At 54.7% G+C, this 25,566-nt stretch carries 24 protein-coding genes; 21 read left to right on the top strand and 3 right to left on the bottom strand.

The annotated features are described in order from the left end of the window. The first annotated feature begins 13 nt into the window (after positions 1-13). The 7 genes from M2298_RS13445 (at position 14) to M2298_RS13415 (ending at position 6,998) form a co-directional block, all read left to right on the top strand. Entirely contained in the window at positions 14-1,111 is a 1,098-nt protein-coding gene (locus M2298_RS13445; protein ID WP_122966769.1) for a DUF917 domain-containing protein, read from the top strand. Then, positions 1,108-2,685 (top strand): hydantoinase/oxoprolinase N-terminal domain-containing protein, encoded by a 1,578-nt coding sequence (locus tag M2298_RS13440; protein WP_280648615.1) that lies wholly within the window; start codon positions 1,108-1,110, stop codon positions 2,683-2,685. The genes M2298_RS13445 and M2298_RS13440 overlap by 4 nt, the downstream gene beginning before the upstream one ends. 41 nt (positions 2,686-2,726) lie before the next feature. Further along, positions 2,727-3,443: an aspartate/glutamate racemase family protein gene (locus M2298_RS13435; protein ID WP_280648614.1), complete on the top strand. Its 717-nt coding sequence runs from the start codon at positions 2,727-2,729 to the stop codon at positions 3,441-3,443. Between the two features lie 28 nt (positions 3,444-3,471). Then, positions 3,472-4,722 (top strand): cysteine desulfurase-like protein, encoded by a 1,251-nt coding sequence (locus M2298_RS13430; protein ID WP_173598562.1) that lies wholly within the window; start codon positions 3,472-3,474, stop codon positions 4,720-4,722. A 129-nt stretch (positions 4,723-4,851) separates the two neighbouring features. Continuing rightward, positions 4,852-5,079: a hypothetical protein gene (locus tag M2298_RS13425; protein ID WP_122966773.1), complete on the top strand. Its 228-nt coding sequence runs from the start codon at positions 4,852-4,854 to the stop codon at positions 5,077-5,079. 22 nt (positions 5,080-5,101) lie between these two features. Then, positions 5,102-5,413 carry a hypothetical protein gene (locus tag M2298_RS13420; protein WP_122966774.1) on the top strand — a complete coding sequence of 104 codons (312 nt, stop codon included), beginning with the start codon at positions 5,102-5,104 and terminating at the stop codon, positions 5,411-5,413. Between the two features lie 154 nt (positions 5,414-5,567). Then, entirely contained in the window at positions 5,568-6,998 is a 1,431-nt protein-coding gene (locus tag M2298_RS13415) for a zinc-binding metallopeptidase family protein (RefSeq protein WP_173598561.1), read from the top strand. 241 nt (positions 6,999-7,239) lie between these two features. Here M2298_RS13415 and M2298_RS13410 read toward each other — a convergent pair whose 3' ends face one another. Then, positions 7,240-7,791, bottom strand: a complete 552-nt coding sequence (locus M2298_RS13410) for a hypothetical protein (RefSeq protein ID WP_280648613.1) — start codon at positions 7,789-7,791, stop codon at positions 7,240-7,242. Positions 7,792-7,908: 117 nt separating this feature from the next. Here M2298_RS13410 and M2298_RS13405 point away from each other — a divergent pair, with 117 nt between their 5' ends. From M2298_RS13405 to M2298_RS13360, 10 genes are all read left to right on the top strand, one after another. Next, a complete protein-coding gene (locus M2298_RS13405; protein ID WP_242774264.1) occupies positions 7,909-8,502 on the top strand; it encodes a TetR/AcrR family transcriptional regulator in 594 nt (197 codons plus the stop codon). A gap of 36 nt (positions 8,503-8,538) precedes the next feature. Next, positions 8,539-9,216 (top strand): response regulator transcription factor, encoded by a 678-nt coding sequence (locus tag M2298_RS13400; RefSeq protein WP_122966778.1) that lies wholly within the window; start codon positions 8,539-8,541, stop codon positions 9,214-9,216. Further along, positions 9,213-11,015 (top strand): sensor histidine kinase, encoded by a 1,803-nt coding sequence (locus M2298_RS13395; protein WP_122966779.1) that lies wholly within the window; start codon positions 9,213-9,215, stop codon positions 11,013-11,015. Before M2298_RS13400 ends, M2298_RS13395 begins: the two co-directional genes overlap by 4 nt. 180 nt (positions 11,016-11,195) lie before the next feature. Next, positions 11,196-11,864 carry a GDSL-type esterase/lipase family protein gene (locus M2298_RS13390; protein ID WP_122966780.1) on the top strand — a complete coding sequence of 223 codons (669 nt, stop codon included), beginning with the start codon at positions 11,196-11,198 and terminating at the stop codon, positions 11,862-11,864. A 43-nt stretch (positions 11,865-11,907) separates the two neighbouring features. Continuing rightward, entirely contained in the window at positions 11,908-13,314 is a 1,407-nt protein-coding gene (locus M2298_RS13385) for an MBOAT family O-acyltransferase (protein ID WP_122966781.1), read from the top strand. Between the two features lie 14 nt (positions 13,315-13,328). Continuing rightward, positions 13,329-14,477: a DHHW family protein gene (locus M2298_RS13380; protein ID WP_233454208.1), complete on the top strand. Its 1,149-nt coding sequence runs from the start codon at positions 13,329-13,331 to the stop codon at positions 14,475-14,477. A gap of 16 nt (positions 14,478-14,493) precedes the next feature. Next, on the top strand, positions 14,494-15,000 hold the full coding sequence (locus tag M2298_RS13375; RefSeq protein ID WP_122966782.1) for a DUF4358 domain-containing protein: 507 nt from the start codon (positions 14,494-14,496) through the stop codon (positions 14,998-15,000). Between the two features lie 210 nt (positions 15,001-15,210). Then, on the top strand, positions 15,211-16,581 hold the full coding sequence (locus tag M2298_RS13370) for an alkaline phosphatase (RefSeq protein WP_280648612.1): 1,371 nt from the start codon (positions 15,211-15,213) through the stop codon (positions 16,579-16,581). Positions 16,582-16,759: 178 nt separating this feature from the next. Beyond that, positions 16,760-19,042: a DEAD/DEAH box helicase gene (locus M2298_RS13365; protein ID WP_217022177.1), complete on the top strand. Its 2,283-nt coding sequence runs from the start codon at positions 16,760-16,762 to the stop codon at positions 19,040-19,042. Next, positions 19,032-20,651: a ribonuclease H-like domain-containing protein gene (locus tag M2298_RS13360; RefSeq protein WP_415858090.1), complete on the top strand. Its 1,620-nt coding sequence runs from the start codon at positions 19,032-19,034 to the stop codon at positions 20,649-20,651. Before M2298_RS13365 ends, M2298_RS13360 begins: the two co-directional genes overlap by 11 nt. Positions 20,652-20,831: 180 nt before the next feature. Here the strand turns inward: M2298_RS13360 and M2298_RS13355 are convergent, their stop codons facing one another. Both M2298_RS13355 and M2298_RS13350 read right to left on the bottom strand, forming a co-directional pair. Beyond that, positions 20,832-21,716, bottom strand: a complete 885-nt coding sequence (locus M2298_RS13355; protein WP_274874389.1) for a hypothetical protein — start codon at positions 21,714-21,716, stop codon at positions 20,832-20,834. Then, positions 21,706-22,278 carry a GNAT family N-acetyltransferase gene (locus M2298_RS13350; protein ID WP_274874388.1) on the bottom strand — a complete coding sequence of 191 codons (573 nt, stop codon included), beginning with the start codon at positions 22,276-22,278 and terminating at the stop codon, positions 21,706-21,708. Before M2298_RS13350 ends, M2298_RS13355 begins: the two co-directional genes overlap by 11 nt. A 114-nt stretch (positions 22,279-22,392) precedes the next feature. On the opposite strand from M2298_RS13350, the gene pdxR reads away from it, so the two are divergent. From pdxR to M2298_RS13330, 4 genes are all read left to right on the top strand, one after another. Further along, entirely contained in the window at positions 22,393-23,820 is a 1,428-nt protein-coding gene (gene pdxR / locus M2298_RS13345) for a MocR-like pyridoxine biosynthesis transcription factor PdxR (RefSeq protein WP_063231729.1), read from the top strand. 105 nt (positions 23,821-23,925) lie between these two features. Then, the gene (locus M2298_RS13340; RefSeq protein WP_173596639.1) at positions 23,926-24,507 is read left to right on the top strand and encodes a TetR/AcrR family transcriptional regulator; all 582 of its coding nucleotides are present in this window, start codon (positions 23,926-23,928) and stop codon (positions 24,505-24,507) included. Further along, positions 24,504-24,875, top strand: coding sequence for a DMT family transporter (locus tag M2298_RS13335; protein WP_173596640.1), 372 nt, complete (start codon positions 24,504-24,506; stop codon positions 24,873-24,875). Before M2298_RS13340 ends, M2298_RS13335 begins: the two co-directional genes overlap by 4 nt. Then, on the top strand, positions 24,872-25,318 hold the full coding sequence (locus M2298_RS13330) for a YvaD family protein (protein ID WP_173596641.1): 447 nt from the start codon (positions 24,872-24,874) through the stop codon (positions 25,316-25,318). The genes M2298_RS13335 and M2298_RS13330 overlap by 4 nt, the downstream gene beginning before the upstream one ends. The last annotated feature ends 248 nt before the right edge of the window (positions 25,319-25,566 follow it).

The following is a 25,566-nucleotide window of genomic DNA, read 5'->3' as shown; positions in this document are numbered from 1 at the left end:
AGGAGAGATTATCGTGAGAAAAATCGGTAAGCAAGAAATTGAAGACATCGCTGTCGGTGCAGCTTTATTGGGCACAGGAGGGGGCGGCGATCCGTACATCGGCAAGCTGATGGCCCTGCAAGCTGTAGAGGAACACGGGCCGATTACGCTGCTGTCTATTGATGAAGTCCCGGACGATGCGCTGGTGGTGGCGTCAGGGGGGATGGGCGCGCCGACCGTTTTGGTTGAGAAAATACCTTCCGGGCACGAGATTTCCCAAACATTCAAAGCGCTGGAAAAGTACATCGGAAAAGAAGTATTCGCGACTTATCCGATTGAAGCGGGGGGCATTAACTCGATGCTTCCGCTGGCTTTGGCCGCTCAGCTCGGCTTGCCTGTCATTGATGCGGACGGCATGGGCCGCGCCTTCCCGGAGCTGCAAATGACGACGTTTTATCTCGATGGCATCTCTGCTACGCCGATGGTGCTGGCGGACGAGAAGGGCAATGTGACGATTATGGACACGATCGACAATGCGTGGACAGAGCGGATTGCCAGAAGCGTTACGGTGCAAAAAGGCGGCGCGGCGACCTCCGCGATTTATCCGATGTCGGGAAAAAATTTGAAGGATAGCGGCATCCACGACATTTTGAGCCTGGAAGAACAAATCGGCCGCGCCATCCGCTTGTCCAAGGAAGCCAATCTTGACCCGGTGCAAGAAGTTTTGAAGCTGACGAACGGCTTTGAGTTGTTCGCCGGAAAAGTCGTGGACGTCCACCGCAAAACAGAGGGCGGTTGGGCGCTTGGCACAGCCCATATCGAAGGATTGCGCGAATACAAAGGCCAGACGGTCGAGCTGCGCTTCCAAAACGAACATTTGCTGGCGAAATCGGGAGAGCGTCTGCTTTGTGTCACTCCCGACCTGATCGCGGTCGTCGACTCGGAGACAGGTTTGCCAATCACGACAGAAGGCTTGCGCTACGGGGCGCGTGTCGTCGTCATCGGCATGCCATGCCACCCGAAATGGCGCACGGAAAAAGGTATTCAAACAGTGGGGCCGCGCTACTTCCGCTATGACACGGACTACGTTCCGGTGGAAGAGCTGGTCGGGAAAGGAAGTGTTGCAAAATGACGTACCGGATTGGAATCGACGTAGGCGGAACCCATACAGACGCTGTTCTTTTGGACAAAGATTACCAGGTGTTGGCCCAGACGAAATGCTCGACGACAGAAGACGTCAGTTCCGGGATTTACGCGGCGATGCGCGAAGTGATCGCGCTCTCGGGCGTTCCGCGCGAGCAGATCACGTACGCGATGCTCGGCACGACCCATTGCACCAACGCGATTGTGGAGCGGAAGCATTTGAACGAGATTGCCGTCATTCGCATCGGAGCACCGGCGACGCTGGCGATCAAGCCGCTGGTAGGCGTGCCGGATGACCTGCGCGGACACTTGGGCAAACGGGTCTACATCGTGGCAGGCGGGCATGAATTTGACGGCAGAGAGATCGTCAAGCTGGATGAAGCCCATTTGTATGCAATCGCGGGCGAAATCAAAGGCAAAGTCGATTCGGTAGCGGTGACCTCCGTCTTTTCGCCAGTATCGAAAGAACACGAGCTGCGTGCAGCGGAAATTTTCCGCGATGTACTCGGGGATGACGTGCCGATCTCGCTTTCCTATGAAATCGGCAGCGTCGGCTTGTTGGAGCGGGAAAATGCGACTATCCTGAACGCGGCGATTGTAAACGTGGCAAAATCAACGGCTTTGGGCTTTTTGAGTGCGCTCAAGGCAGAGCAGGTGGAGGCACGCGTCTTTTTCGGGCAGAACGACGGAACATTGATGAGCATCGAGTACGCGATGAAGTACCCGATCCTGACGATTGGCTGCGGGCCGACGAACAGCATTCGCGGCGCTTCCTACTTGTCCGGGCTGGAAAACGCGCTGGTCGTGGATGTGGGCGGAACGACGACAGACATCGGCGTCCTGGTCAATTCTTTTCCGCGCGAGTCCTCGCTGGCGGTCGAGATCGGCGGCGCACGGACGAATTTCCGCATGCCTGACCTGATCTCGATTGGCCTCGGCGGCGGGACGATTGTCCGCGTGCAGGCTGACGGGCAATTTTCAGTCGGTCCTGACAGCGTCGGGTATCGGCTGCCGCAAAAAGGGCTGGCGTTTGGCGGCGATACGCTGACGACGACAGATGTCGTCATTGCCCTGGGCAAAGCAAACCTCGGAGATGCCCAAAAGGTAGCGCATCTGGATCGGACATTGCTTGAACAGGTGTACAGCCGCATGGTCGAGATGGTCGAGGAAGCGATCGACAAGATGAAGACGAGCAGCGAGCCAGTGCCGGTCATTCTCGTCGGGGGCGGCAGCATTTTGTTGCCAGATACGCTCAAAGGCGCTTCGCAGATCATCCGCCCGGAAAACTCTGGCGTTGCCAACGCGATTGGAGCGGCTATCGCCCAGATCAGCGGACAGATTGATCGCGTCTTTTCCCTGGATGAAAAAGGCCGGGCAGAGACGTTGGAGCAGGCAAAAAGCATTGCCGTAGAGGAAGCGATTGCCGCTGGCGCCGATCCAGCGACGGTGGAGATTGTGGAATTTGAAGATATTCCGCTCGCTTATCTCGGCAATGCCACACGCATCCGGGTAAAAGCGGCGGGCACACTGGCCGGGGTTTTGCAAACGAGCGACAGCAACTAAGCTTCTGAACAACCTACATCACTAAAAAAGAGGGATGACGGATGAAGATCAGAGTGATATTGCCCACGATTATGGATACGTTTAACCAAGAGGTGCAGCAGGAGTTTGCGCAATATGTGGGGAAACAGGTCGAAGTAGACGTGTGCCACCTGGACTACGGGCCGGCGTCCGTAGAAGGCGAGTACGACGAGGCTCTCTGCATCCCGAATCTGCTGGAAAAGGCGATTGCTGCGGAACAGGAGGGCTGCTCCGGCGTCATCAGCTTGTGCTTTGCCGATCCGGGCGTGAAGGCTGCACGCGAGGTCGTAAGCATCCCGGTCGTGGGAGCAGGGGAGTCGTCCATGCTCATCGCCAGCATGCTGGGAAAAAGCTTTTCGGTTGTAACCGTACTCCCGCATGTGATTCACATGATTGAAAACGTCAGCAAAACGACAGGGGTCAACAGCAAGCTCGCATCTGTCCGCTATGTGGACATTCCGGTGCTGGATTTGGTGGACAAGGCGAAAATGGAAGACGCCTTGTTCGCGGAAATGGTGCGGGCGATTGAGGATGACAAGGCGCACGGACTCGTGCTTGGCTGCACGGGAATGCTTGGCGTCGCCGCCTCGCTCCAGGAACGGCTGAAACAACACGGCTACGAAGTGCCTGTCATCGATCCGTCGTTTGCCTCGGCGAAAATGCTGGAAAGCCTGATCGCCATGGGCGTCAAGCAAAGCAGGCTGACCTACATGCCTCCGAGACAAAAGTGGCGGAAATAATTTGCAGACTGGAAAGGGGGCAAAGCCAGTGACACGTACCTCTGCTTTTCCTGTGCAAGAAATTCGCGAGCAGTTTCCCGCCTTGCAGCGCACGTACCACGCCAAGCCCGTCGCCTATCTCGATGGGCCGGGCGGCTCGCAAGTTGTGGCAGCGTCCATGCAAGCCATCTTCCGGTATATGGAGAACGGCGGAGCCAATCTGCACGGAGCGTTTCCTACCAGCCGGGAAACAGAAGCGATCATTGCCGACGCCAGGCAAGCGGTTGCCGATTTGCTGGACGCCGCACCGGAGGAAGTCGCTTTTGGCGCGAATATGACGACCTTGGCTTTTGCCATCGCGCGAGCGCTTTCCCGTTCCTGGCAGCCAGGAGATGAGATCATCCTTTCCGAGCTGGACCACCGGGCGAATGTCGATCCGTGGCTGACCGCTGCGTTGGACCGTGGGGTGCTCGTCCGGTGGCTCAAAGCCGATCCAGAGACGTTGACGCTTGCCACCGAGGAGCTGGATACGCTTTTGACCGAAAAAACCCGACTCGTAGCAGTCGGATTGGCATCCAATGCGGTCGGCACGATCAACGACGTGGCGCGGATCGCTCGCGCTGCGCGAAGAGTCGGCGCTGTCGTCGCGGTGGATGCCGTCCACGCCGCGCCGCATATGGCGATCAGTTGCAAGCAGCTCGGCGCAGACATTTTGCTGTGCTCCGCCTACAAATTTTTTGGCCCGCATGTGGGGATAGCCGTCATCCGCCAATCGCTGTTCGAGTCATTGAAAACGTACAAACTCGCTCCAGCGCCGGGCTACATTCCTGACAAGCTGGAGACGGGAACGCAAAACCACGAAGGAATCGCGGGCATCGCCCCGGCGATTGACTTCATCGCTTCGCTCGGAACAGGTGCCAACCGCCGCGAACGGCTGGCGGACGCTTTTTCCCGGCTGGAAAAGTATGAAAACCATCTGGCTGACATCTTGCGAAGCGAGCTGCAACAAACAGCAGGCGTGAAGCTGTTCCAGGCTGGTGCGCATGTGCCAAAAACACCGACGATTGCCTTTCGCTTGGAAGGGATCGACCCGGAAGAAGCGTGCTTGCGAATGGCAGAGGAACATAGCGTGTTTATCGCGAGCGGCGATTTTTACGCCTCGCGTCTCGCTGAGCTGGCCGGACTTGCCGACAAGGGCGGGTGGATTCGGGCCGGGATTGCTCCTTACAATACGGAAGAAGAAATCCGGCGGTTGGCCCAAGGGATTGCGCAAATGGTGCGAGCGCAAAAAGAAGTCTGAATCTCCAGAAATGATCGGCGTGTAGGCGCAAGCTGAATCGACGCGGAGCATACCCGGATTCCGGTGAATAAAAAAAGCCTTACCCCGCAAACTATAGATAATCATCAGAAGAGGAAGCGGGGGGAAGGAATGCTCCACTACCCAGGGATTTACTATGCTATTTTTGGCCTGCTTTTTTTGATCGGGCTGTTTTGGACCATACGCTACGCCAAACGCCAGGAGACGAAAGAACTGGACAACAACATCAGCGAAACAACCGTCAAGCACAAGGTACTCGGGAATGTCGGGATGCTGTTTTACCTGGGAGCGTTTGCGGTGCTGCTCGCGATATTGCTGATTTCCGTACTCGTATACTAGCGTTCGGGAGGCGAGAGTAACAATGGACAAAAAAAGATATTACGTCTCGGTTCAGGCAGGGACAATCATGGAAAATCAGGGCGATTCTGCCTACGAGTTCGAAATCGAGGCGACAGACTTGCAAGTACACGCTTTGAAAAGCTTGTTTGAGCAAAGGACAGAAACGGAATTTGACACGTTCATCCGCGGGCATGCCCTGGCTGTCCCGTATCATTTTGACGCGGAAAACGATCTGTACGACGATTGTTTGACGCAAATATACCGCGCCATTTACGAATGCGGGACAGAGGAAACGAAGCAGCATATCCAATCCATGGGCATTCTCAACGGATAGTCCAGATTCAGCTGATTCGTGCACGTACACAGCCCACTTTCATCCGCCAATCATCGGCGGATTTTTTGTTTTGTGGAAGGGATTTCCAGTGCCCGTGTCAAAGAGCTTGTTTGAAGCCTGACCTTGCGGAGAGCGCATAAAGGAGGAAGTGCTTGTGAACAAGTCTTTGGCAGGATTGCCTGATCGCGCGACAATCGCAGGTTGGCAAGCGTACATGAACCAGCTCGGGCCGAGGTTGACGGGGACGGCTGCGCATCAGCGTTTTATCGAATTTTTGCGGGAACAAATCACGGCCATCAGCTATCAAGTTGAAACAGATCGGCACTACTTTCAAAAGTGGGAGGCAGAGCAAGCAAGCCTGCACCTGTTGGCGGCTGACGGAACGGAGCAAGAAATCCGCGTCGCCTCGATTTATCCGTATTCAGGCATGACTTCTTCGCAAGGAATAGAAGGAGAGCTTGTCTATTGCGGCAAAGGAAAAGGCAGCTACAAGCATGCGCGGGGAAAGGTTGCAGTCGTCGAGGTAGCGGTGTGGCCTTTGCCCACGACACTTTTGATGAAACAGCGCGACGTGTTTCCCGACGACGCGAAGCTGTCTTTTTTCCTGCAAAATCCGGTCTTGCAGTCGTTTCTTGGCGTGCCGGATTTGAAAAAAGCGAAAGAAGCAGGCGCCTTGGCAGTGATTGGCGTTTGGCGAAATATATCCACGGCAAATGCGCGTGACCAATACTTGCCTTTTGGCAATGACTATCAGGGGCTTCCCGGCGTGTGGGTCGATCGCGAAGCGAGAGAAGCTCTACTGGAAGGCATCTCGAAAAAGAAGAGAGCGAGGTTGACGTTGTCCGCCAGTTTGCAGGAACAGGCTGCGAGCGAGACGATTTATGCAGTCGTTCCCGGAAAAACGGACAAGGAGGTCATCCTGGTCAACACGCATACGGATGGGCCGAATGGAATCGAGGAAAATGGCGGCCTGGGCATGCTGGCTATGATGCATTTTTTGCGGAATCAAGCGGAGAAGCCCGAACGAACGATGTTGTTTGTATTCGTGACGGGTCACTTCCAGCTTGAGCAATTCGGACTGAACCATCGTCAGGCGACATCCCGCTGGTTGCGCGATCATCCTGAGCTGTGGGACGGCAAAGAGGGCCACGCCCTTGCGGTGGCAGGGCTGACCCTGGAGCATTTGGGCTGCATGGAATGGAGCGACAATCGGGACAAGACAGACTTTTTGCCGACAGGCCGTATTGCGCCGGAGCTGGTTTATACAGCGAACAAAGAGCTTGCGGCGTTGTACTTGCAAGCTTTGCAGGGACGGAAAAAGGTGCGGACAGTCTTGTTGCGCCCGCGCAATCGCATTTATTTTGGCGAAGGCCAGCCGCTTTTTCAGGAAGGGATTCCGACAGTGTCGCTCATCCCTGGCCCGGATTATTTGTGCACGGCCCCGGATCATGCCGAGGCAGACAAAATCGACGGAGAGCTGATGTACGAGCAAATCGAAACATTCGCCAAACTGATGATGGAACTGGATAAAACCAGCGTGGACAAGATCGGCAAGGTGGAGCCTGAATCGTTTGGCATCTGGTAAGGGAAGCTGGTTTTCTATCTTCTGTCCGGAGCGTAGCCGTATCCGGGGTATTTGCCGACAGGCCATTTTTGCTTGCGCAGCGCATCCAAAAGCTCCGGCCGGACATTGGCGTGGCTTTTATGTCAAAAAGGAACAGCGTCTCAGTGCCGCGCGCACACTGGTTTCGCTGTCCCTGCATCATCGTATTTGTGCCAGCCCGGCTTTGGCTTTTGCCTGGGCGTGGACGGTTATATCTTTACGGTCACGAGCTGGCGCTTTTGCTCCGTTTGGGCCAGACGAAAAAGCTGACGGTAATCAAAAGGTCAATGCCGAGCACGACCGCCCATTGCAGTATCGCCTGCTCCAAAGCCCCGGTCCGCGAGGCATCCCCGACAAAAAAGATCATCGCGAGCAGCAGCCCCGCCCCGATGAGGTAGGCGAAGACGTGCTTGAACCAGCCTTTGGCATACGACCTGGCGTAAGCCATCCCGTACAGCTTCGGCTTTTTCGCCAGTGGCTGCTTTTTTACATAGGACAAAAACTTGTCGTCCGCCCAGCGAATCATGCCTTTGCCAAAAGCGATCGACACGCCGATATAGACAGCAGCCAGCGCATGAGCCATGGTCGCAGTCGCGCCCCGGTACAAGTCCACACTGGTCACGGCCAGCAAAACGAGGTCGACCACGGGAGTCAGCGCCAGGATGAAAAGCCCCAGCCGCTCTTTTCCCAAGCCATACCGCACGGCCAATCCGAGGGCAATCACGACCCAAAAACCAATTTCACAGGCAACGATCATCCACGCGATCCAGTTCACGTTCACGCTCTCCTTTTTAATACAGATGTATTGTAAAAAGATTTTATCACCTGTTTTTATTTAATACAAGTGTATTGTTTAATTGCTCGTCCCGTTCGGGCTTGGTAAAATACAGCTATGCCAAAACAAATCGATCACGAAAAACGAAGAGAACAAATAGCCGAAGCGACCTGGCGGGTCATCAGCGAGCGGGGAATGGAGGGAGCGACGGTTCGCAATATCGCGGCAGAGGCAGGGCTGTCGCTAGGTGCGCTGCGGCATTATTTCAGCACGCAGGATGAGCTGCTGGCGTATTCGATGAAGCTCGTGAAGGAGAGGGCGACGGCTCGCATCCGCGAGATTATTTCGCTTGATTTGCCGCCGAGAGAGAAGTTTATCAAAACGATTTTGGAGCTTGTGCCTACCAATCAGGAAAAGATGGCGGAAATGGAGGTCTGGTTCGCCTTTACCGCCTATTTTCGCCATAAGCCGGGCGGATTGGACGCGCAGTATGACGGCATTTACCCCGGCTTGCAAAAGCTTATGGACTATGCCGAGCAGTCCGGACTGCTGCCTGCGAACATCGACAAGGAAATGGAGACAGAGCGGCTCTACGCCTTGGTCGACGGGCTTGCGCTGCACGCCTATCTCGAACCGCAGCGCCTGGACGGGCCGAAGGTAGAGCGCGTGCTGATTCATCACTTGTCAGCGCTGATGGCAGCGGAAGGTTGAGCCATGTCAGGTAAACATGACACGGGGAGAACAGACATGAACAAAAACATCCTGATAGTCGAAGACGAACCGATTTTGCGGGAAATCATGAAGGATTACTTCGAAAACGAAGGCTATGCGGTGCTGGAAGCGGCAGACGGCAAAGAAGCGCTGGCGCTGTTTCAGGCGCATGACGTCCACCTGATAATTTTGGACATCATGCTGCCGGAGCTGGACGGCTGGTCGGTCTGCCAGCGCATCCGCAAAATATCCCGTGTGCCGATTATTATGCTGACGGCTCGCGCTGACGAGGATGACACGCTCTTCGGGTTTGAGCTGGGCGCTGACGATTACGTCACCAAACCGTACAGCCCGCCTGTTTTGCTGGCGCGGGCCAAACGGCTGCTGGAGAGAGAGGCTTTTTTGGCTCCGGCGGGCGAGCGCCTGTCTGGCAGCGGCATCACGATCGACTTTTCTTCGCGCACAGTGGCAATCGGGGAGAAGCAGGTTGATTTGACGCACACGGAGTTTGAAATCCTCGCTTATTTGCTGAAGCATAAAGGCATGATTGTGTCCCGGGAGCAGTTGATTACGAAAATATGGGGGTATGACTTTGCCGGAGACGATCGCACCGTGAACAGCCACATTCGCAATTTGCGCGCCAAGCTGGAAGAGAAGGCGTCCTGTATCGTCACCGTTGTCCGGTCCGGGTACAAGTTCGAGGAGCGGGCATGAAAAGCAGTGTTGTCACCAAGCTGTTCATCTGGACGACTGCTTTGTGCGTCCTGATCCTCGCCGTGATTTACGTGGGACAGACCGTTTTTTTCAAGCAGTTTTACATCAACCAAAAAGTCGCGGACGTGCAGGCAAGCTTGCAGGCGTTTGAGCAGGAGTACGCCCAAAAGCGCAACGATATCGAAGCTGTCCGGCAACTGGAGCAACAGTTTTACCGCCAGCACAACACATGGGTCACCACGCTCGATCAGCTCGGCAACATTCGCGATGCGGCCGATTTTTCCGTCGAAGTCAGGCTGTTCCCGGAAAAGGGCAACCCTTTTGCCAATCGGACATTGGTCCTTCCGCTGTACGGCCTCTTGAACGCAGAAGACCTGTACCAGCGTAGCCGCTTCCTGCGTCCGGGCGAGATGGTCGCCATCGATGTGTTTCAGAGCGGCGAGGAGCTGGTTCCGTATCGGCTCGAAGTGGAGTACGACAAAGTCTGGTTCGAGAATAAATATTTTGTGAAAAAAGAGCACGAGATCATCTCGAAAAACCCCAATCCAGCCGAGAAGAGCGAAGAATTTCCAAATAGGCTGCTCTACGGGACCATCACGCAGGCGCACCTCCCGGACCAGGGGGAAACGCCGCGCTTTTTGTACAGCAATCCGGCCTTTGTCGACCGGATCAAGCAGTTTCAGGCGGACTTGCTGGTGAATCCGGAAAAGGCGAAGCCAGCAGGACCGCTGACGTATCAGGTCGCAGAAAACGCGATCTCGTACCAATTGTTCGTCCAGCCTGTGCATTACGCGAACGAGCAGCCGATTTACCTTTTTGCCATGACATCGTTGCAGCCTGTAGATGAGGCGATCAGCATGATCGAGGATTACTACGTGTATCTCATCCTGTTTGTGCTCCTGCTCATTCTGCTCAGTTCCTTCTACTATTCGAAGCAAATTGCCCGTCCGCTGCTTGCGATCAACCAGACGACGAAAAAGATGGCCAGCCTTGATTTCTCCGAGAAAATTCCCGTCGTCTCCCATGACGAGATCGGCGACCTCTCGCGCAGCATCAACCAGCTCTCGGAGCGGCTGCACGCCTACATCGAGCAGCTTCAACAGGATATCGAAAAAGAAAAGCAGCTGGAGCATACGCGCAAGGAATTTATCGCAGGCGTATCGCATGAGCTGAAAACGCCGCTGTCGGTAATCCAGAGCTGTCTGTCGATCGTCAAGGACGGGGTCGCGAGCCATAAAAAGGACTACTACTTCGAGGCGATGGAAAAAGAAGTGAACAGGATGGACTTGCTGATCATCGACATGCTGGAACTGGCGAAGTACGAATCAGGAACGTACAAGATGCAGCGGGAGCCGTTTGCGCTGCACGAGGTGATCGAGCAGGTTTGCGACAAGCTGCGCCCGGACATCGAGGGCAAACAACTGCATCTGCACAAACAGCTTGTGCCTGTTGTGGCAGTCGCCAATCAACTGCGCATCGAGCAAGTCGTCGTCAATTTCCTGACCAATGCCATTCGCTATACGCCGGAAGGGGAAGTCGTCGTCGTGTCCATCCGCGACGAGGGCCGGATGGCACGAGTCAGCATCGAAAACAAAGGCAGCCGTATTCCCGAGGAACAACTGGAAAAAATCTGGGATCGCTTTTACCGCGGAGAGCCGTCCCGCCAGCGTTCCACGGGAGGAACCGGACTCGGGCTGGCTATTTGCAAAAAAATATTGGAGCTGCATGACGTGCCGTTCGGCGTGTGCAATACGGAGGAAGGCGTCGAGTTTTTCTTCCTGCTCCCGAAAAACGAATAGCATTCAAGCGCAGAACACGTTTCTGCGCTTTTTTGTTCTGGTCGTTTTTATCCATTTTTTACGCCGCGTCGATTTGTTCTGCATCTGATCTTGATCTCGGCCCTGTACGCTCTTTGGGTAGACAAGGCAAGCATTGCATTGCGCATTGCGCGTCATTTTCAAAAAGAGAGGGAGAGAATCATGAAAAAACAAGCTTTGGTCATGTTGTTGGCAGGGAGCATCGGGTTGTCGCTTGCCGCATGCGGAAATCAACAGGCAGAGCAGCCCAAGCCTGCCGAGCGAGGAAGCGCGGGAACAGCCGCAGGGCAGACAGCGGAGCCGACGTATCGGTCGTTGTTTCAAACAAGCGTATTTCTCGGCGATTCGATCACGGAAGGCTTGTCCTTCCACGATGTTTTGGATGAGGCGAATGTAGCGGCAGGGGCAGGCAAAACGGCTGAATTTGCGCTGGAGGATGTCGAGGAGATCGCCAAGCGCAAGCCTGAGCGTATTTTCATCCAATTGGGATCAGATGACATCCTCTGGCCGACAGACGATCCCGTGAGCTATTCGTACAAGCATTACGCCAAGCTGATCGACAGTCTCAAGGAAAAGCTGCCCCAGGCGAAGCTGACGATCTTGTCCGTGACTCCCGTAACGGCGGAGGCAGAGAAACAGGAGCCGCGCTATCGCAACATTGCAGCGTACAACAAAGGGTTGCAGGAGCTGGCGGCCAAGCACGGCGTGGAGTTCGTCGACGTGTCTCCGCTGGTTGCTGGCAACGAAGACTTGTACGATACAGACGGGATTCACTTCAAGGGCAAATACTACAGGCTGCTGCTCGATTACTTGAAAGACCGCCTGAACTGACAGGCGCGTCTGCCGAGCGTTGCGGGCAGGGAGGGAACGAGCGTTGGTTTTTAGCAGTCTGTTGTTTTTCTTTTACTTTTTGCCGCTTACATTGCTGCTTTATTATATAGCGCCTGCGCGGCTGAAAAATGCGGTGTTGTTCGCGGCAAGCCTGGTGTTTTACGCATGGGGCGAGCCTGTGTACGTGTTTCTCATGCTCGCTTCCACGGCGTTTGATTATGCCAATGGTTTATTGCTCGACAAGTTCAGGGAGCGAAGGGGAGTAGCCAGGGCGATTCTCTTGTTCTCGCTCGCCGGGAGCTTGGGGGTGCTCGGGTTTTTCAAGTACGCCGGGTTTGTCGCAGACAACCTCAACCAGTGGCTGGGGCTTTCGTTGTCTGTGCCAGAGCTGCCGCTGCCTGTCGGCATTTCCTTTTATACGTTTCAGACAATGTCCTACATCGTGGACGTGTACCGGGGCAAGGTAGCCGCGCAAAAAAACATGCTGTCCTTCGGGCTGTACGTGGCGATGTTTCCGCAGCTCGTGGCGGGACCGATCATTCAATACGGCGAGATCGCGAGGCAACTTGTCGCCCGCACGGTGACATTCGGGCAATTCGGCGAAGGGGCAGCGCTGTTGGTCAGAGGACTGGCGAAAAAAGTGCTGCTCGCCAATAACATCGGGCTGCTGTGGTCTGACGTGAAAGCGACGCCGCCCGACGAGCTGACGACTTTTCTCGCCTGGCTCGGCATCGTCGCCTTTGCCTTCCAGATTTACTTTGACTTCAGCGGCTACTCGGATATGGCGCGCGGACTGGGGAAAATGTTCGGCTTTGACTTTATGGGAAACTTTCGCTATCCGTACATGTCCAAAAGCATTTCGGAGTTTTGGCGCAGATGGCACATTTCGCTAGGGAGCTGGTTCCGGGAGTACGTGTACATTCCGCTTGGCGGCAACCGCGCGGGGCTGTTGCGGCAGTCTGCGAATTTGCTGGCCGTCTGGTTTTTGACCGGACTTTGGCATGGGGCAAGCTGGAACTTCGTCATCTGGGGGGTGTATTTCGGGCTGTTCATCATCCTGGAAAAATGGTTGCTCCTGCGCTTGTTGCAAAAGGTGCATGCCGCTGTCGGGTACGTCTACACGCTTGTGGTCGTGCTGATCGGCTGGGTATTTTTCGAATGCGCGAGCCTGCCTGTGGCCTGGCAGTTCCTGCGGGCGATGTTCGGCTTTGCGGGACAAGGCTTCATGGACAACCAGGCGCTCTACTACTGGTCGACGAATTGGCTCTTGCTGCTTGTGCTGGCAATTTGCTCGACGCCGCTTCCAGAAAAGGCAGCAGCGCTGCTCAGAGACAGGCGGCACTTGCTGGGCGGGGCTGTGGCGGCGGCCGTGCATATCGGGCTGTTGCTGCTGTCTACGGCTTTTTTGGTCGATGAGACGTACAATCCATTCTTATATTTTCGTTTTTGAAGGATGTGGTGATTGTGAACAAAGCCAATCCGTGGGAAGGGCCTCTGGTCGCCCTGCTATTGGTCGCTTTTACCGGCGGGATTCTCGGCTGGAACCTGCTCGCGCCCGACCAGTCGTTTTCCGAAGCGGAAAATCGCAGCTTGAAGCAGCTCCCGATGTTTTCCGTGCACAGCTTGGTCACAGGAAAGCTCGCGACCGAGGTGGAGAAGTACGTCGCCGACCAGTTTGCGGCCCGTGAGTTTTGGGTCGGGCTGCGCTCGGAGGTGGAGAGCGTGCTGGGCAAAGTGGAGCGGCATGGCGTTTACCTGGGGCGGGACGGATTTTTGCTGCAAAAATTCACGCCGCCCGCGTCCGGCGACGCAGAGGCGAAAGCCGCGGCGATCCATGCGTTTGCTGATGCAGTGCCCAGCCTGCGCACATACGTGATGCTCGTCCCGACGGCGCAAAGCGTGCTGGCCGACAAGCTGCCGCTTTACGTCTCCGGCAGCGGAGAGCTTGTCTACCGGGACGAGATCAGGCAGCTTCTGGACGAGAGAATTGCGTTTGTAGATGTGTATCCGGCGCTGGCTGCGCAGCGAAAACAGGCGATTTTTTACAAGACAGACCATCACTGGACGACGAAGGGCGCTTTTTATGCCTACCAGACGTTGGCAAGGCAAATGGGCCTGGAACCGCAGAACGAGGAAGACTTTCGGATAGAGACAGGGTCGGACGCGTTTTACGGCTCGCTCTATTCCAAAAGCGGCTACAGACATGTGCAGCCGGACAGCATCGAACTGTATGTTCCGCGCGCGGCGCAAACGTACAGCGTCGAGTTCGTGGACGAACAGCGGCAGTCCCATTCGTTGTACGAGCTGGATCAGCTCAAGCGCAAAGACAAGTACGCCGTCTTTCTCGGCGGCAACCACGGCCTGCTCCACATTCGCTCGGACAATCAGGCGAAAAGGAAGCTGCTCGTCGTCAAAGACTCGTATGCCAACAGCCTGCTGCCATTTCTCGTGCCGCACTTTGCGGAAATCGCCGTCGTCGACCTGCGCTATTACGAGGGAGATGTTTCCCGGCTCGCCCGCGAGCAGCAGTACAGCGACATGCTGCTGCTCTACAATGTGCAGACGTTTGCGGAAGATCCGTCCATCCTCGCTTTGGCAGGACAAGGGCAATAAACGGGAGGGAAAAGCAATGACAAGTTTGATCTGGGGCAAAGGCGCCCGGAAGTGGCTGGCGGCACTGTTTGCCTGCGCCGCGCTGGTGATGGCAACTGCCGGATGCTCCGATGCGGAGCGCGAGGAAGCTGCCCCGACGATAGAGGAAATCGCCGAACATATCAGCCAAGCCGTGAACGTATCCGAGTTGAAGCAAGGCGATGCGGCCAAGCTGCAAAAGCTTTACCACATCGCGCCAGAGGAGGTCGAGGGCTTTATGCTGCTAACGTCACAGTCGAATGTGCGGGCAGACGAAATTCTCGTCTTGCAGGTGAAGGACGCGGCTGATCTCGGGGCGATCAAGGAAAACGTGCAAAAACGCATCGAGGCGCAACTGGTCAAATTCAGCGACTATCGTCCGGACGAGGCGACTCTCGTGGAAGAGCATGTGTGGAAAACAAAAGACAGATTCGCGCTGTTCGCCGTCTCGCGGGAGGCCGGGCAGGTCGAGCGGGCATTCGAGGAGGCTTTTTCGCTGCCGTAGACCACGCATAAAAAGGGGCGCGGGAAGCCGTGGGTCTGCCGACAGCCGGGACAACAGCGGCGTTTTCGCCAAGACCAGGCACTACCCATTTGTTAACGCAGCCTTTACCAATCCCTTACATTTCTTTACACAAAGCCCGTCCTATCTCAACAGAAGAAGACTATGATTGGTGACATGCTTATGAACATTCCTATTTGCAGGAGGTACAAAATGTTTCGTACATTCCCGAAAAAGCTTGTCCCAGTAGCTGTCATCTCTTCTCTGGCCCTGACGACGGCGCTGTTTGGCGGCACTTCCGGTCTGGTCAAGGCGGCAGAAAATAAAGCGGGCAACGCCCAAGTTAAAAACATTATCTTCCTGATCGGTGACGGCATGGGTACGTCCTATACAACTGCTTACCGCTACATGAAAGACGACCCGAAGACTACTGTGATGGAGCCGACCGAGTTTGACAAATATTTGGTCGGGGCGCAAATGACTTATGCCGAGGACGAAAAGCAAAACATCACCGACTCGGCTTCTGCGGCGACTGCCATGTCTTCCGGCGTGAAGACGTACAACAACGCGATTGCGGTCGACAACGACAAATCGGAAGTAGAGACGGTGCTGGAACGGGCCAAAAAAGTAGGGAAATCTACTGGACTGGTAGCTACCTCGGAGATTACGCATGCGACCCCTGCGGCTTTTGGTGCGCACGATGAGAGCCGCAAAAACATGGACGCGATCGCAAACGACTACTACGATCTGCGAATCGACGGCAAGCATTCCGTCGACGTGTTGCTCGGCGGCGGTCTGAACAACTTTGTACGCAAAGATCGCAACTTGACGGAAGAGTTTAAGAAAGACGGCTACAGCTACGTCACGACCAAACAAGAGCTTTTGAGCGACAAAAATGACAAAATTCTCGGCTTGTTCGCAACAGGCGGAATGGACAAAATGATCGACCGCACGGAGAAGTCTCCTTCGCTGGAGGACATGACGAAAGCGGCAATCGAGCGACTGAACAAAAACAAGGACGGCTTCTTCCTGATGGTAGAAGGAAGCCAGATTGACTGGGCTGGTCACGACAACGACATCGTTGCCGCGATGAGCGAGATGGAAGACTTTGAAAAAGCGTTCAAAGCAGCGATCGATTTCGCGAAAAAAGACGGCAACACACTGGTTGTCGCAACGGCAGACCACTCCACAGGCGGCTTGTCTGTAGGGGCGAAAGAGGAGTACAACTTCCTGGTAGGACCGATCAAAGCGGCGAAGCGCACCCCAGATTTCATTTCTGCCGAAATCGCCAAAGGCGCAAACGTAGAAGAAACGCTGAAAAAGTACATTGATTTGCAACTGACTCCGGAAGAAATTGCTTCCGTGAACAAAGCGGCTGCCACCAAAAAGCAGGTGGATATCGACAACGCCATCGAAGCGATTTTTGACAAGCGCACCTTCACTGGCTGGACAACAGGCGGACATACGGGAGAAGATGTCAACGTATACGCTTACGGCCCAGGCAAAGAGCAATTTGCCGGACTGATCGACAATACGCACAACGCCGAAGTCATTTTCGAGATTCTCGGCAAGGCGAAGAAATAAGGATGCAAGAACAGAAGCTGCCAGGCTTATCTGGCAGCTTTTTCTTTTGCGCGGGCCAAGGGGGAGAGCATCCCGTCCTGCCTGCATGTTTCTCGCGAAAGTCGCTTCGGCCAAAACAGCTATAGGGGTTTACATCCCGAACGTCCATTCGTAGAATAAGGGCAAGAAGGTGAGCCTGGTGAAGATGAAAAAAGATATGGCAAGTATTTTGGAGCAGTTGAAAACAGACGAGCGTTTTCGGGACAATATCGCCCACTGGCGGGTGATTCCGGCACGCGAGGCCAAAGCGGTTCCGTTTCCGCAGGAGATGGATGCGCGTATTCAGGATGCGCTGACGCGAAGAGGGATCAGTTCTTTGTACACGCACCAGGAGACGTCGTTTCGCCATGTGCGCGGAGGCAAGCATATCGTGGCTGTCACGCCGACTGCATCGGGGAAAAGCATGTGCTACCATCTGCCGATTTTGCAGACGCTGGCCGAAGACACACAAGCCCGCGCGCTTTACCTGTTTCCGACCAAAGCGCTCGCCCAGGACCAGAAAGCGGAGCTGCACGAGCTGATTGGCGAAATGGGGCTGGCCATCAAGTCGGAGACGTACGATGGCGACACTCCTGCCAACATCCGGCAAATGGTGCGCAAAGCGGGCAACATCGTCATCACCAACCCGGACATGCTGCATTCAGCCATTTTGCCCCATCACACCAAATGGGTTTCTTTTTTCGAGCATTTGAAATACATCGTCATCGACGAACTGCATACATACCGCGGCGTCTTTGGAAGCCACGTCGCCAACGTGATTCGCCGCCTGAAACGGATTTGCGCCTTTTACGGCAGCACGCCGCAATTCATCTGCACGTCGGCTACGATCGCCAATCCGCGAGAGCTGGCGGAAGCGTTGACAGAGGAGCAGGTAGAGCTGGTCGATAACAACGGCGCGCCGTCGGGAATCAAGCATTTTGTGTTCTACAATCCGCCAGTGGTCAACCGTCAGCTGAACATCCGGCGAAGCGCCACATTGGAGGCGCGGGATATTACCGAGCAGTTTTTGACCAATGGCATCCAGACGATTTTGTTTGCGCGCAGCCGTGTCCGGGTGGAAATTTTGCTGACGTATTTGCAGGAGCTGATCAAGCGCAAGCTCGGCCCGAAAACGATTCAAGGATATCGCGGCGGCTATTTGCCTAGTCAGCGCAGGGAGATTGAGCGCGGCCTGCGCAATGGCGACATCATGGGAGTTGTTAGCACGAATGCGCTGGAGCTTGGGGTGGACATCGGGCAGCTCCAGGCGTGCGTCATTACCGGGTATCCAGGCTCGGTGGCGAGTACGTGGCAGCAGGCGGGACGGGCAGGCAGACGGCAAGGAGAGTCGGCGGTCATTATGGTCGGCAGCTCGACTCCGCTGGATCAATACGTGATCGCCCACCCCGAGTATTTTTTCGATCGGAGTCCGGAGACGGCACGGATCAACCCTGACAACCTGATTATTTTGGTCGATCATCTGAAATGCGCGGCGTACGAGCTGCCTTTTAGCAAAGGGGATACGTTCGGTCGCGCGGAAATCACGGAAGTGCTGGAATTTTTGACTGAGGAGCAAGTGCTGCACTACTCTCGCGGCAAATGGTTCTGGATGAACGATTCATTCCCAGCACACAACATCAGTCTGCGCTCGGCATCCCAGGAAAACGTGGTCATCATCGATATTAGCGAACGCGGCAACGAGCGGGTCATCGGGGAAATGGACCGGTTCAGCTCGATGACGCTTTTGCATGACGAAGCGATTTATTTGCACCAGGGAACGCAGTACCAGGTGGAAAAGCTGGACTACGAGGAAAAGAAAGCGTACGTCCGGGAAGTGCAGGTCGACTATTATACAGACGCCAATCTGGCGGTGCAGCTGAAAGTGCTGGAGCAGGACCAGACGCGCCACCACGGGCAGAGTGTCGTTGCCTACGGCGAAGTCTCGGTGCACGCCATGGCGACGATTTTCAAGAAAATCAAGTTTGAGACGCATGAAAATATCGGTTCGGGGCCGATTCATTTGCCTGAGGAGGAGCTGCACACGAACGCAGCGTGGATCGGTTTTTCCGACTCGCTGCTTGCAGAGATCGGGACGGAGGACGTGGAGCGGGGGCTGGTTGGACTGGCCCACGTATTGCAGCACGTAGCGCCACTTTTTGTCATGTGTGACCCGATGGACTTGCATGTGATTCCCCAGCGCAAGGCTGTGCATTCTCAAGAGCCGACGATTTTCCTGTACGACCGCTATCCGGGCGGCATCGGGCTATCCGAGCAAGTGTACAAGGAAATGGAGACGATTCTCACGCAGGCGCAGCAGCTGATCAGCTTTTGTCCGTGTACATCCGGCTGTCCTTCCTGCGTAGGGGCGACTGATGACGGCAGCAAGGAGCTGGCGATGACCTTGCTGCGCATCGCTCAGGGAGGAAGCACATATGTCTCTTAAATCCAAGCTGCAACGGATGAAGGGACATATGGCGCTGGATTCGGAAAAAAGGGCGTCGTCCGCCGCAGCGAGGGCAGCTGAGGAAGCGCAGGGGCAGTCGGCTGCGGGATTGGCGGCCAAAGCAGACGGAGTGCTCGAAACAGCCGAGGTGTCGGCCAAAGCAGACGGAGTGCTCGAAACAGCCGAGGTGTCAGCAGAGGCAACCAGAGTGTCCGTTGCGGCTAAGGCATCGGCTGAAGTAGCTGGAGCGTTCGAAACGACCGAAGAATCAGCCAGAGCACCAAAAACGACTAAGATGTCCGCAGAGGAAGAAGTTACCGCATCAAGTCCCGCTGACTCAGAATCACTTTCTGCCATTCCCGCACAAGCAGGGAAACTGCCGATTCCTTTTGCAGACAAATGGAGCAGAATGCAGGCGTTCCCCTACTTTTGGGAAGACGAGCATGTCATGATTCGCGAGGTTCGCTATCCGATCGGGCAACGCCACGGGGCGTACACTTTTTCCCAGTTGAACGAGGCAATCGCTATCTGGGAAGCTTCCGGCAGAGAGCATCCATTGTCCGCAGCGGGCAAAAAAGCGGACGAGTTGCTGTTTTTTGATACGGAGACAACCGGGCTGTCCGGCGGCGCCGGGAATGCCGTCTTTTTGCTTGGTTACAGTCGTCTGGAAGGGGAAGAAGTTATTGTCCGCCAGCATTTCCTTCCGGCTCCGTATGCGGAAGCGACTCTGTACCAGTCGTTTCTCGAACAGGCGCAAAAGTCTTCGCATCTGGTGACGTTCAACGGGAAATCGTTTGACTGGCCGCAGGTGCGGACGAGGCATACGCTGGTGCGCGATCAGGTTCCCGCCTTGCCGACGTTCGGTCATCTCGACTTGCTGCACGGAGCCAGAAGGCTGTGGAAGGCTGAGCTGGAATCGTGTCGCTTGGGAATCATCGAGCAGGAAAAGCTGGACGTTTTTCGCGAAGATGATTTGCCAGGCTTTTTGGCTCCTGTACGGTACTTTGACTTTTTGCATTCGCAAGACCCTGACGTGATCGAAGGGGTGCTGCGGCACAACGAGACAGACGTTCTTTCGCTGATCACGCTGTACATTCACATGACCCGGCTGTTGACAGATCAGCCGGGCAACGACATTTCTGTTGCGGAACGATTTGAAATTGCCAGATGGTACGATGCACTGGGGGACCAGGAAGCGGCCATGGCGGGCTACCGCCTGGTTGCGGATAGCGACCATGTCTGGAGCAACCGGGCCAAGCTCGCCATCGGCCATTTGTACAAAAAGCAAAAGAACTGGCAGCAAGCGTTGACGGTCTGGGAAGCGTGCATAGCGTCGTCCGGCTACGTCCCGGAAGAGGTGTACATCGAGGCGGCGAAGCTGTGCGAGCATCAACTGGGCGATGCGGAAAAAGCATTGCGCTATACGCGGCAAGCTTACGAGCAGTGGAAAAAGCGGGGCACCTTGCTGCGAAACCGTACCCAAGCAGAAGCAGCCGCCTACCAAAAACGGATCCACCGCCTGCAAGCGAAAATGCAGGGAAATGCGGTGGAGCAGGAGAGCCTTTTGTCCGGGTTTTTGGATTGGTCGGATGAGCAGGAAGAAATGTAAATAGCGCAATAATGGTAGGCTCTGTCGGGAAAGCAGCAGCTATCGGTAAGCAGTAGCTACTGGGTAAAACAGCAGCTATCAGGTAAACAGCGACTACGGGATCAGCAGAAGCATTAGCTAAAAAGTGTAGCTTTCCGATAAAAAAACCAGCCTCCTTCCCAAACCGGGGGAGGCCTTTTCTCAGTTTTCTATGTCAAAACGAAGCTTCGTTACTGGCCCGTCTTCCTTGAACCATTTGGCGACCGCTTCGTACGAAAAATCAGTCAGCATCGGTACCGATATTTCCAGCGTGTGCCCGTCGACCCATGCCAAATCCGTGATGGGCAGCTCAAAAGACTCCGGTGATAGCAGCGGTTGCAGTTTTTCCTCGGCTTTGTGGATCGGAAGCAGCTCCAGCTTCCTCAAATCGATGATCGACAGATGATGCCGAATCACTTCATTCCCCTCGTTTCTGCCAAGGAGGATCGCTGCGTACTTTTCGTCAGGCGATAAAATCGCTTGCTGAAAGATGCTGGAAGGTTCTAACGGAAGACTTTTGACATTGTCGCCTTGTAGGTGGACCAGAATATGACTGCATAATTTAGTGCCGCAGGCGTAGGCCACATCGGCAAACAACCCGTTTGTTCCCGACCAGAGTGGCTTGACGACAATCCGATCAATTTCAATCCGTTGCTCTTCGGGGGTGTACTCGTTCAAATAATCTTGCAGGACTTGAATTTGATTGATGGGTAAATCATATTCTTTTGAGTCAAAGACAAAGGTTAGTGCTTCCCCCACTTCCGTCACAGCACTGTCGGTTTGTTGAAAAGAGGCTGCTTCGTTACTGCATCCGCTCAGTTGAGTCAGAAGAAGCAGCGTCAAAAAGATAGAGACAAGGAAGTTCCTTTTCATAAAAGCTCCTTTTCTGCCAGATACGCTTGATTTTATAATATTTACGATCTTTTCACGTTTCAACAGCAAGTAGATGAATCCTGCACAAAACAAAACAGCCGCTAAAAAACGCTCATGACCGTTTAATGAAAAACAGACCCTCTGATTGGAGGGTCTTGCCGTTTTATTTAACATATCTCCCCCGATACTCCTCAGCCAGCATGGACATCAGGATCGAATCGTGATAAGCGTGGTTGTAATAGAGCGCTTGACGCTGCACGCCTTCGTGCTGGAAGCCGAGCTTTTCATAAGTGTGGATCGCCCGCTCATTGTAGGCGAAAACGTTCAGCTCGATCCGGTGCAGATTGAGAATGCCAAACCCGTAGTCGAGCATCAACAGCAGCGCTTCACTGCCGTAGCCTTTGCTCTGGTAGGCGGGTTGATGGATGGCAATGCGAATGTAGGCGTTGCGGTTGAAAGGATCGATATCGCCGAGCTGAACGTCGCCAATCACCTCATCGTTTTCGCACAAGGCGATCGCAAGCAGCACGCTGGTAGAATCGTGCCTTTTGCTCTCAAAATATTGCTCGATTTGCTCGCGGGTAAAGTGCTTTTGCGTGCCTGTCAATTTGCGTGTATCGCTGCTGTAGAGCGAATGATAGTAAAAGTCCACATCGTCCTGTCCAAGAGGGCGGAGATAGACGCGTTTTCCCACCAGAAAACGGACGGGGGCGCTGTATTCGTTATGAGTAGACATGTTTGCTGTCCTCCTTGCCAGATTCGCTTTTTAACAGCATAGTGGACAAGTGTATACTTGAAAATGCACAGTTTGCTAAAAAACAAAAGGACAGATGAGGGAGCATACACGATGCTGCTGTTGACACCCAAATGGAACGAAGCGACAAACGAGCCGCAATATGTGCAGCTGTACACGTATATCAAAAACGAAATCATTGCGGGCAGACTGGCGGAAAAAGTTCGCCTTCCTTCCGTCCGCAAGCTGGCAGATTCGCTTGGCCTGAGCACGACACCTGTAGAAATGGCCTACCAGCAGTTGCTCGCCGAAGGATTCATTCAGAGCAGACCGCGCAGCGGCTACTTCGTGGAAAAGCTGCCCGATCCCGAATTTTCGCCAAAAGAAAAAAGGCAGCATGAACACTTAGGATGGAACCGACCGACTGTGCGTGATGCACGAAACTACCAATACGATTTTCATATGTCGCAAAACGATTTTTCTCTTTTTCCGTACACGCTCTGGCGCCGATTGTACAATCAACTACTGTGCCCGGCGCGGGAAGAAGATTTGTTCTATGGAGATCCGCAGGGCGAGCCGGGGCTGCGTCGGCAAATCGCCGATTATTTGCACAGGTATCGCGGAGTAACCTGTTCGCCGGATCAAATCGTCGTTGGAGCCGATCAGTTCGGGCTGCTTTCGCTCATCTGTCTGATGCTCAAGCCGCAGTTGGAGCGCATCGGCGTGGAAAATCCGGGCTACCTGCTCTATGCCAATACATTCCGCCAGCATGGATATGAGACGGTGCCGATTTCACTCACGGAGGACGGGATCGATGTTTCCGAGCTGTACGAGTCGCAGGTGCGGCTCGCCGTCGTTTCTCCCTCGCACCAATATCCGCGCGGGATGATCATGCCTGTCTCCAAGCGGTTGCAGCTGTTGGAGTGGGCGCAAAACGTCAACGGGTACATCATCGAAGACGACTACGACGGCGAGTTTCGCTACCACGGCAGGCCGATTCCTGCGCTGCAAGGGCTGTTGCCGCAAAATAATGTCATCTACATGGGCGGCTTCGCGCAAGTCATGGCGCCTGCGCTCGGCATCTGGTACATCGTTTTGCCAAGCTCCTTGCTGGATGTCTACTACACCTTGCTGCGCGACACTTTGCTGGAGCAGTCAGCGTCGCGGCTGCATCAACGCGCGATGGAAGCATTCATGCAAAACGGCCATCTGGAAAAGCACGTCCGCAAAATGCGCAGCCTGTACCGGAAAAAGCACGATGCCCTGCTGGCAGCCGTTCAAAAGCATTTTGGCGAGCGGGCTGCTGTGATCGGAGCAGATGCCGGATTCCACGTATTGCTGCGCGTCTACAGCGAGCGGTCGGAAGAAGAGCTGAAACGGCTGGCGATTCAGGCGGGAGTGCGGGCGTCTTCTGCGGCTTTTACATGGCTCAAGCCGCCTGCGGACATGCCCAAAGAATTTTTCCTCGGCTTCTCAGGCATTGCCCTCGACCAGATCGAACCGGGAATTGCAGCTTTGTGCCAGGCGTGGTTTGGCGACAGTTGACAAGTTGACAACAAGGAAGCAGGCAAGTATGCTACTTGTTGTAGTCACAGGAAAATATAGAAAACAAAATATTTTCCTGAGTTTTCGAGAGGAGCTTTCCTGAACATGCAAGAGCGAATTTTACAATGCGCCCAGCAGGAAATCGAAACGAGAGGCATCCGTTTTACGATGGCCGATTTGGCTCGCCGGGCGGGAATCAGCACAAAGACGCTGTACGCAAGTTTTCCCTCCAAGGAAGCGCTCATCGAGAGGATCATTGCGGATAGCATCGAGGAATTGAAGGCCGAAGAAGACCGGATTTTGTACGATCCAAACCTCGGTTTGCAGGAAAAAATGCGCGAGCTGCTGGCTTTGGTGCCGGGCGGATTTTCCAGGACGGACTTGCGCGTCTGGTACGAGTTGAAGCGCTATTATCCTGCGCAGTGGCAAATGATTGAAGAGGTTTACCAAGAAGAGTGGGAGCATGTCCGCGTGCTTTTGGAGCAAGGCATCGAGGCAGGCGTGTTCCGCCGCGTTCAGCTGCCCATCCTGATTTTGATGTACACAGGTGCGCTCGAACAGTTGATTGACCAACAATTGTCAGCCAGCTACCAGATGACAATCGCGGAAGCGTTGGACGCGATTATCGATATTTTGCTCGGCGGTGTGCTGGCTTCGTCAGCGGAGAAAGGGGATCAGGGAGAATGAGTTGGGTGTATTTGCTGCTGGCGATTTTGCTGGAGGTAGCGGGAACGACTTCCATGAAGCTGTCGGAAGGGCTGAGCAAGCCGATCCCTACTGTGTTGATGTTTGTTTTTTACGTGCTGTGCTTTTCCTCGTTGAGCCTCGCGCTCAAAGAGATGGAGGTGGGCACTGCCTATGCGATCTGGTCCGGGCTGGGCACGGCGATTATTGCCCTGATCGGTGTCATCATCTTCAAGGATGCCTTTACCGTGAAAAAGATGGTGGCGGTCGGGTTGATTATTGCGGGCTGCGTCCTGCTGAATCTCGGTGACGGCGCACATGCCCAAGAGCCTGCAAAAGCGCAGCAGGACGGAGGATTGACGGCTAAATGAGCAGAGCGAAGCCCAAGCTGTTCTGGTTTTTCTGGCTGACGGATGTGGCTTTCATCGTCTACTGGGCGATTGTGTTTTTCGGGCTGTTGCCTGCGGAGTACATGTACCAGGATTATCGCGATCCGAACCTAGTGGCGTGGAACTTGTCCTTTTTTCCTCTGGATATGCTGGTTTCGCTCACGGGGTTCGCGAGCCTCTACAGCTACCGGAGGGGGAGCGACAGCTGGAAGCCGCTCGCCATCGTTTCGCTCGTGCTCACATCGTGCTCCGGCTTGCAGGCGATCGCCTTTTGGGCGTTCAAGGCTGACTTCGACTGGTCGTGGTGGTTGCCGAACTTGTTTTTGCTGATCTATCCCCTGTTTTTTCTGCCGGGCTTTCTAAGGGCGGAAAGCGTGGGGCGAAAAGGCTGCAAGCCGCAGTGCGAAGCGCAAAGCCAGCCATGAACCAAAAAAGCTGCGATTGAAAAGAAAACGGATTCTTGACAGATTTTATATGTCCACTATATAGTAGGACATAAGTTAATAGTGCTGTGGAGATTGGGAGATCAGCTAATATTTGCAAAAAGAGGGCAGCGCCCTGCATTTTTGCGAGTATTGGCTTTTTTGTTTTCTCCATAAACGACGCAAAGGAGTTGGGCGAAATGTAAGCGCTTCGAAATTGGGTTGCCCGCGACGCGATGTGCAGTCTCTTG

The organism is Brevibacillus sp. 1238 (genome assembly GCF_029892995.1).
Taxonomy (GTDB): Bacteria; Bacillota; Bacilli; order Brevibacillales; family Brevibacillaceae; genus Brevibacillus; species Brevibacillus parabrevis.
This window is presented reverse-complemented; position numbering and strand designations above follow the sequence as displayed.

Bases quoted from the DNA above. Each gene is read 5' to 3' on its own strand.
- M2298_RS13440 (WP_280648615.1), top strand. From the start codon at position 1,108: ATGACGTACCGGATTGGAATCGACGTAGGCGGAACCCATACAGACGCT.
- M2298_RS13435 (WP_280648614.1), top strand. From the start codon at position 2,727: ATGAAGATCAGAGTGATATTGCCCACGATTATGGATACGTTTAACCAA.
- M2298_RS13425 (WP_122966773.1), top strand. From the start codon at position 4,852: ATGCTCCACTACCCAGGGATTTACTATGCTATTTTTGGCCTGCTTTTT.
- M2298_RS13420 (WP_122966774.1), top strand. From the start codon at position 5,102: ATGGACAAAAAAAGATATTACGTCTCGGTTCAGGCAGGGACAATCATG.
- M2298_RS13405 (WP_242774264.1), top strand. From the start codon at position 7,909: ATGCCAAAACAAATCGATCACGAAAAACGAAGAGAACAAATAGCCGAA.
- M2298_RS13400 (WP_122966778.1), top strand. From the start codon at position 8,539: ATGAACAAAAACATCCTGATAGTCGAAGACGAACCGATTTTGCGGGAA.
- M2298_RS13395 (WP_122966779.1), top strand. From the start codon at position 9,213: ATGAAAAGCAGTGTTGTCACCAAGCTGTTCATCTGGACGACTGCTTTG.
- M2298_RS13390 (WP_122966780.1), top strand. From the start codon at position 11,196: ATGAAAAAACAAGCTTTGGTCATGTTGTTGGCAGGGAGCATCGGGTTG.
- M2298_RS13375 (WP_122966782.1), top strand. From the start codon at position 14,494: ATGACAAGTTTGATCTGGGGCAAAGGCGCCCGGAAGTGGCTGGCGGCA.
- M2298_RS13370 (WP_280648612.1), top strand. From the start codon at position 15,211: ATGTTTCGTACATTCCCGAAAAAGCTTGTCCCAGTAGCTGTCATCTCT.
- M2298_RS13360 (WP_415858090.1), top strand. From the start codon at position 19,032: ATGTCTCTTAAATCCAAGCTGCAACGGATGAAGGGACATATGGCGCTG.
- M2298_RS13355 (WP_274874389.1), bottom strand. From the start codon at position 21,716: ATGTTAAATAAAACGGCAAGACCCTCCAATCAGAGGGTCTGTTTTTCA.
- M2298_RS13350 (WP_274874388.1), bottom strand. From the start codon at position 22,278: ATGTCTACTCATAACGAATACAGCGCCCCCGTCCGTTTTCTGGTGGGA.
- M2298_RS13340 (WP_173596639.1), top strand. From the start codon at position 23,926: ATGCAAGAGCGAATTTTACAATGCGCCCAGCAGGAAATCGAAACGAGA.
- M2298_RS13335 (WP_173596640.1), top strand. From the start codon at position 24,504: ATGAGTTGGGTGTATTTGCTGCTGGCGATTTTGCTGGAGGTAGCGGGA.
- M2298_RS13330 (WP_173596641.1), top strand. From the start codon at position 24,872: ATGAGCAGAGCGAAGCCCAAGCTGTTCTGGTTTTTCTGGCTGACGGAT.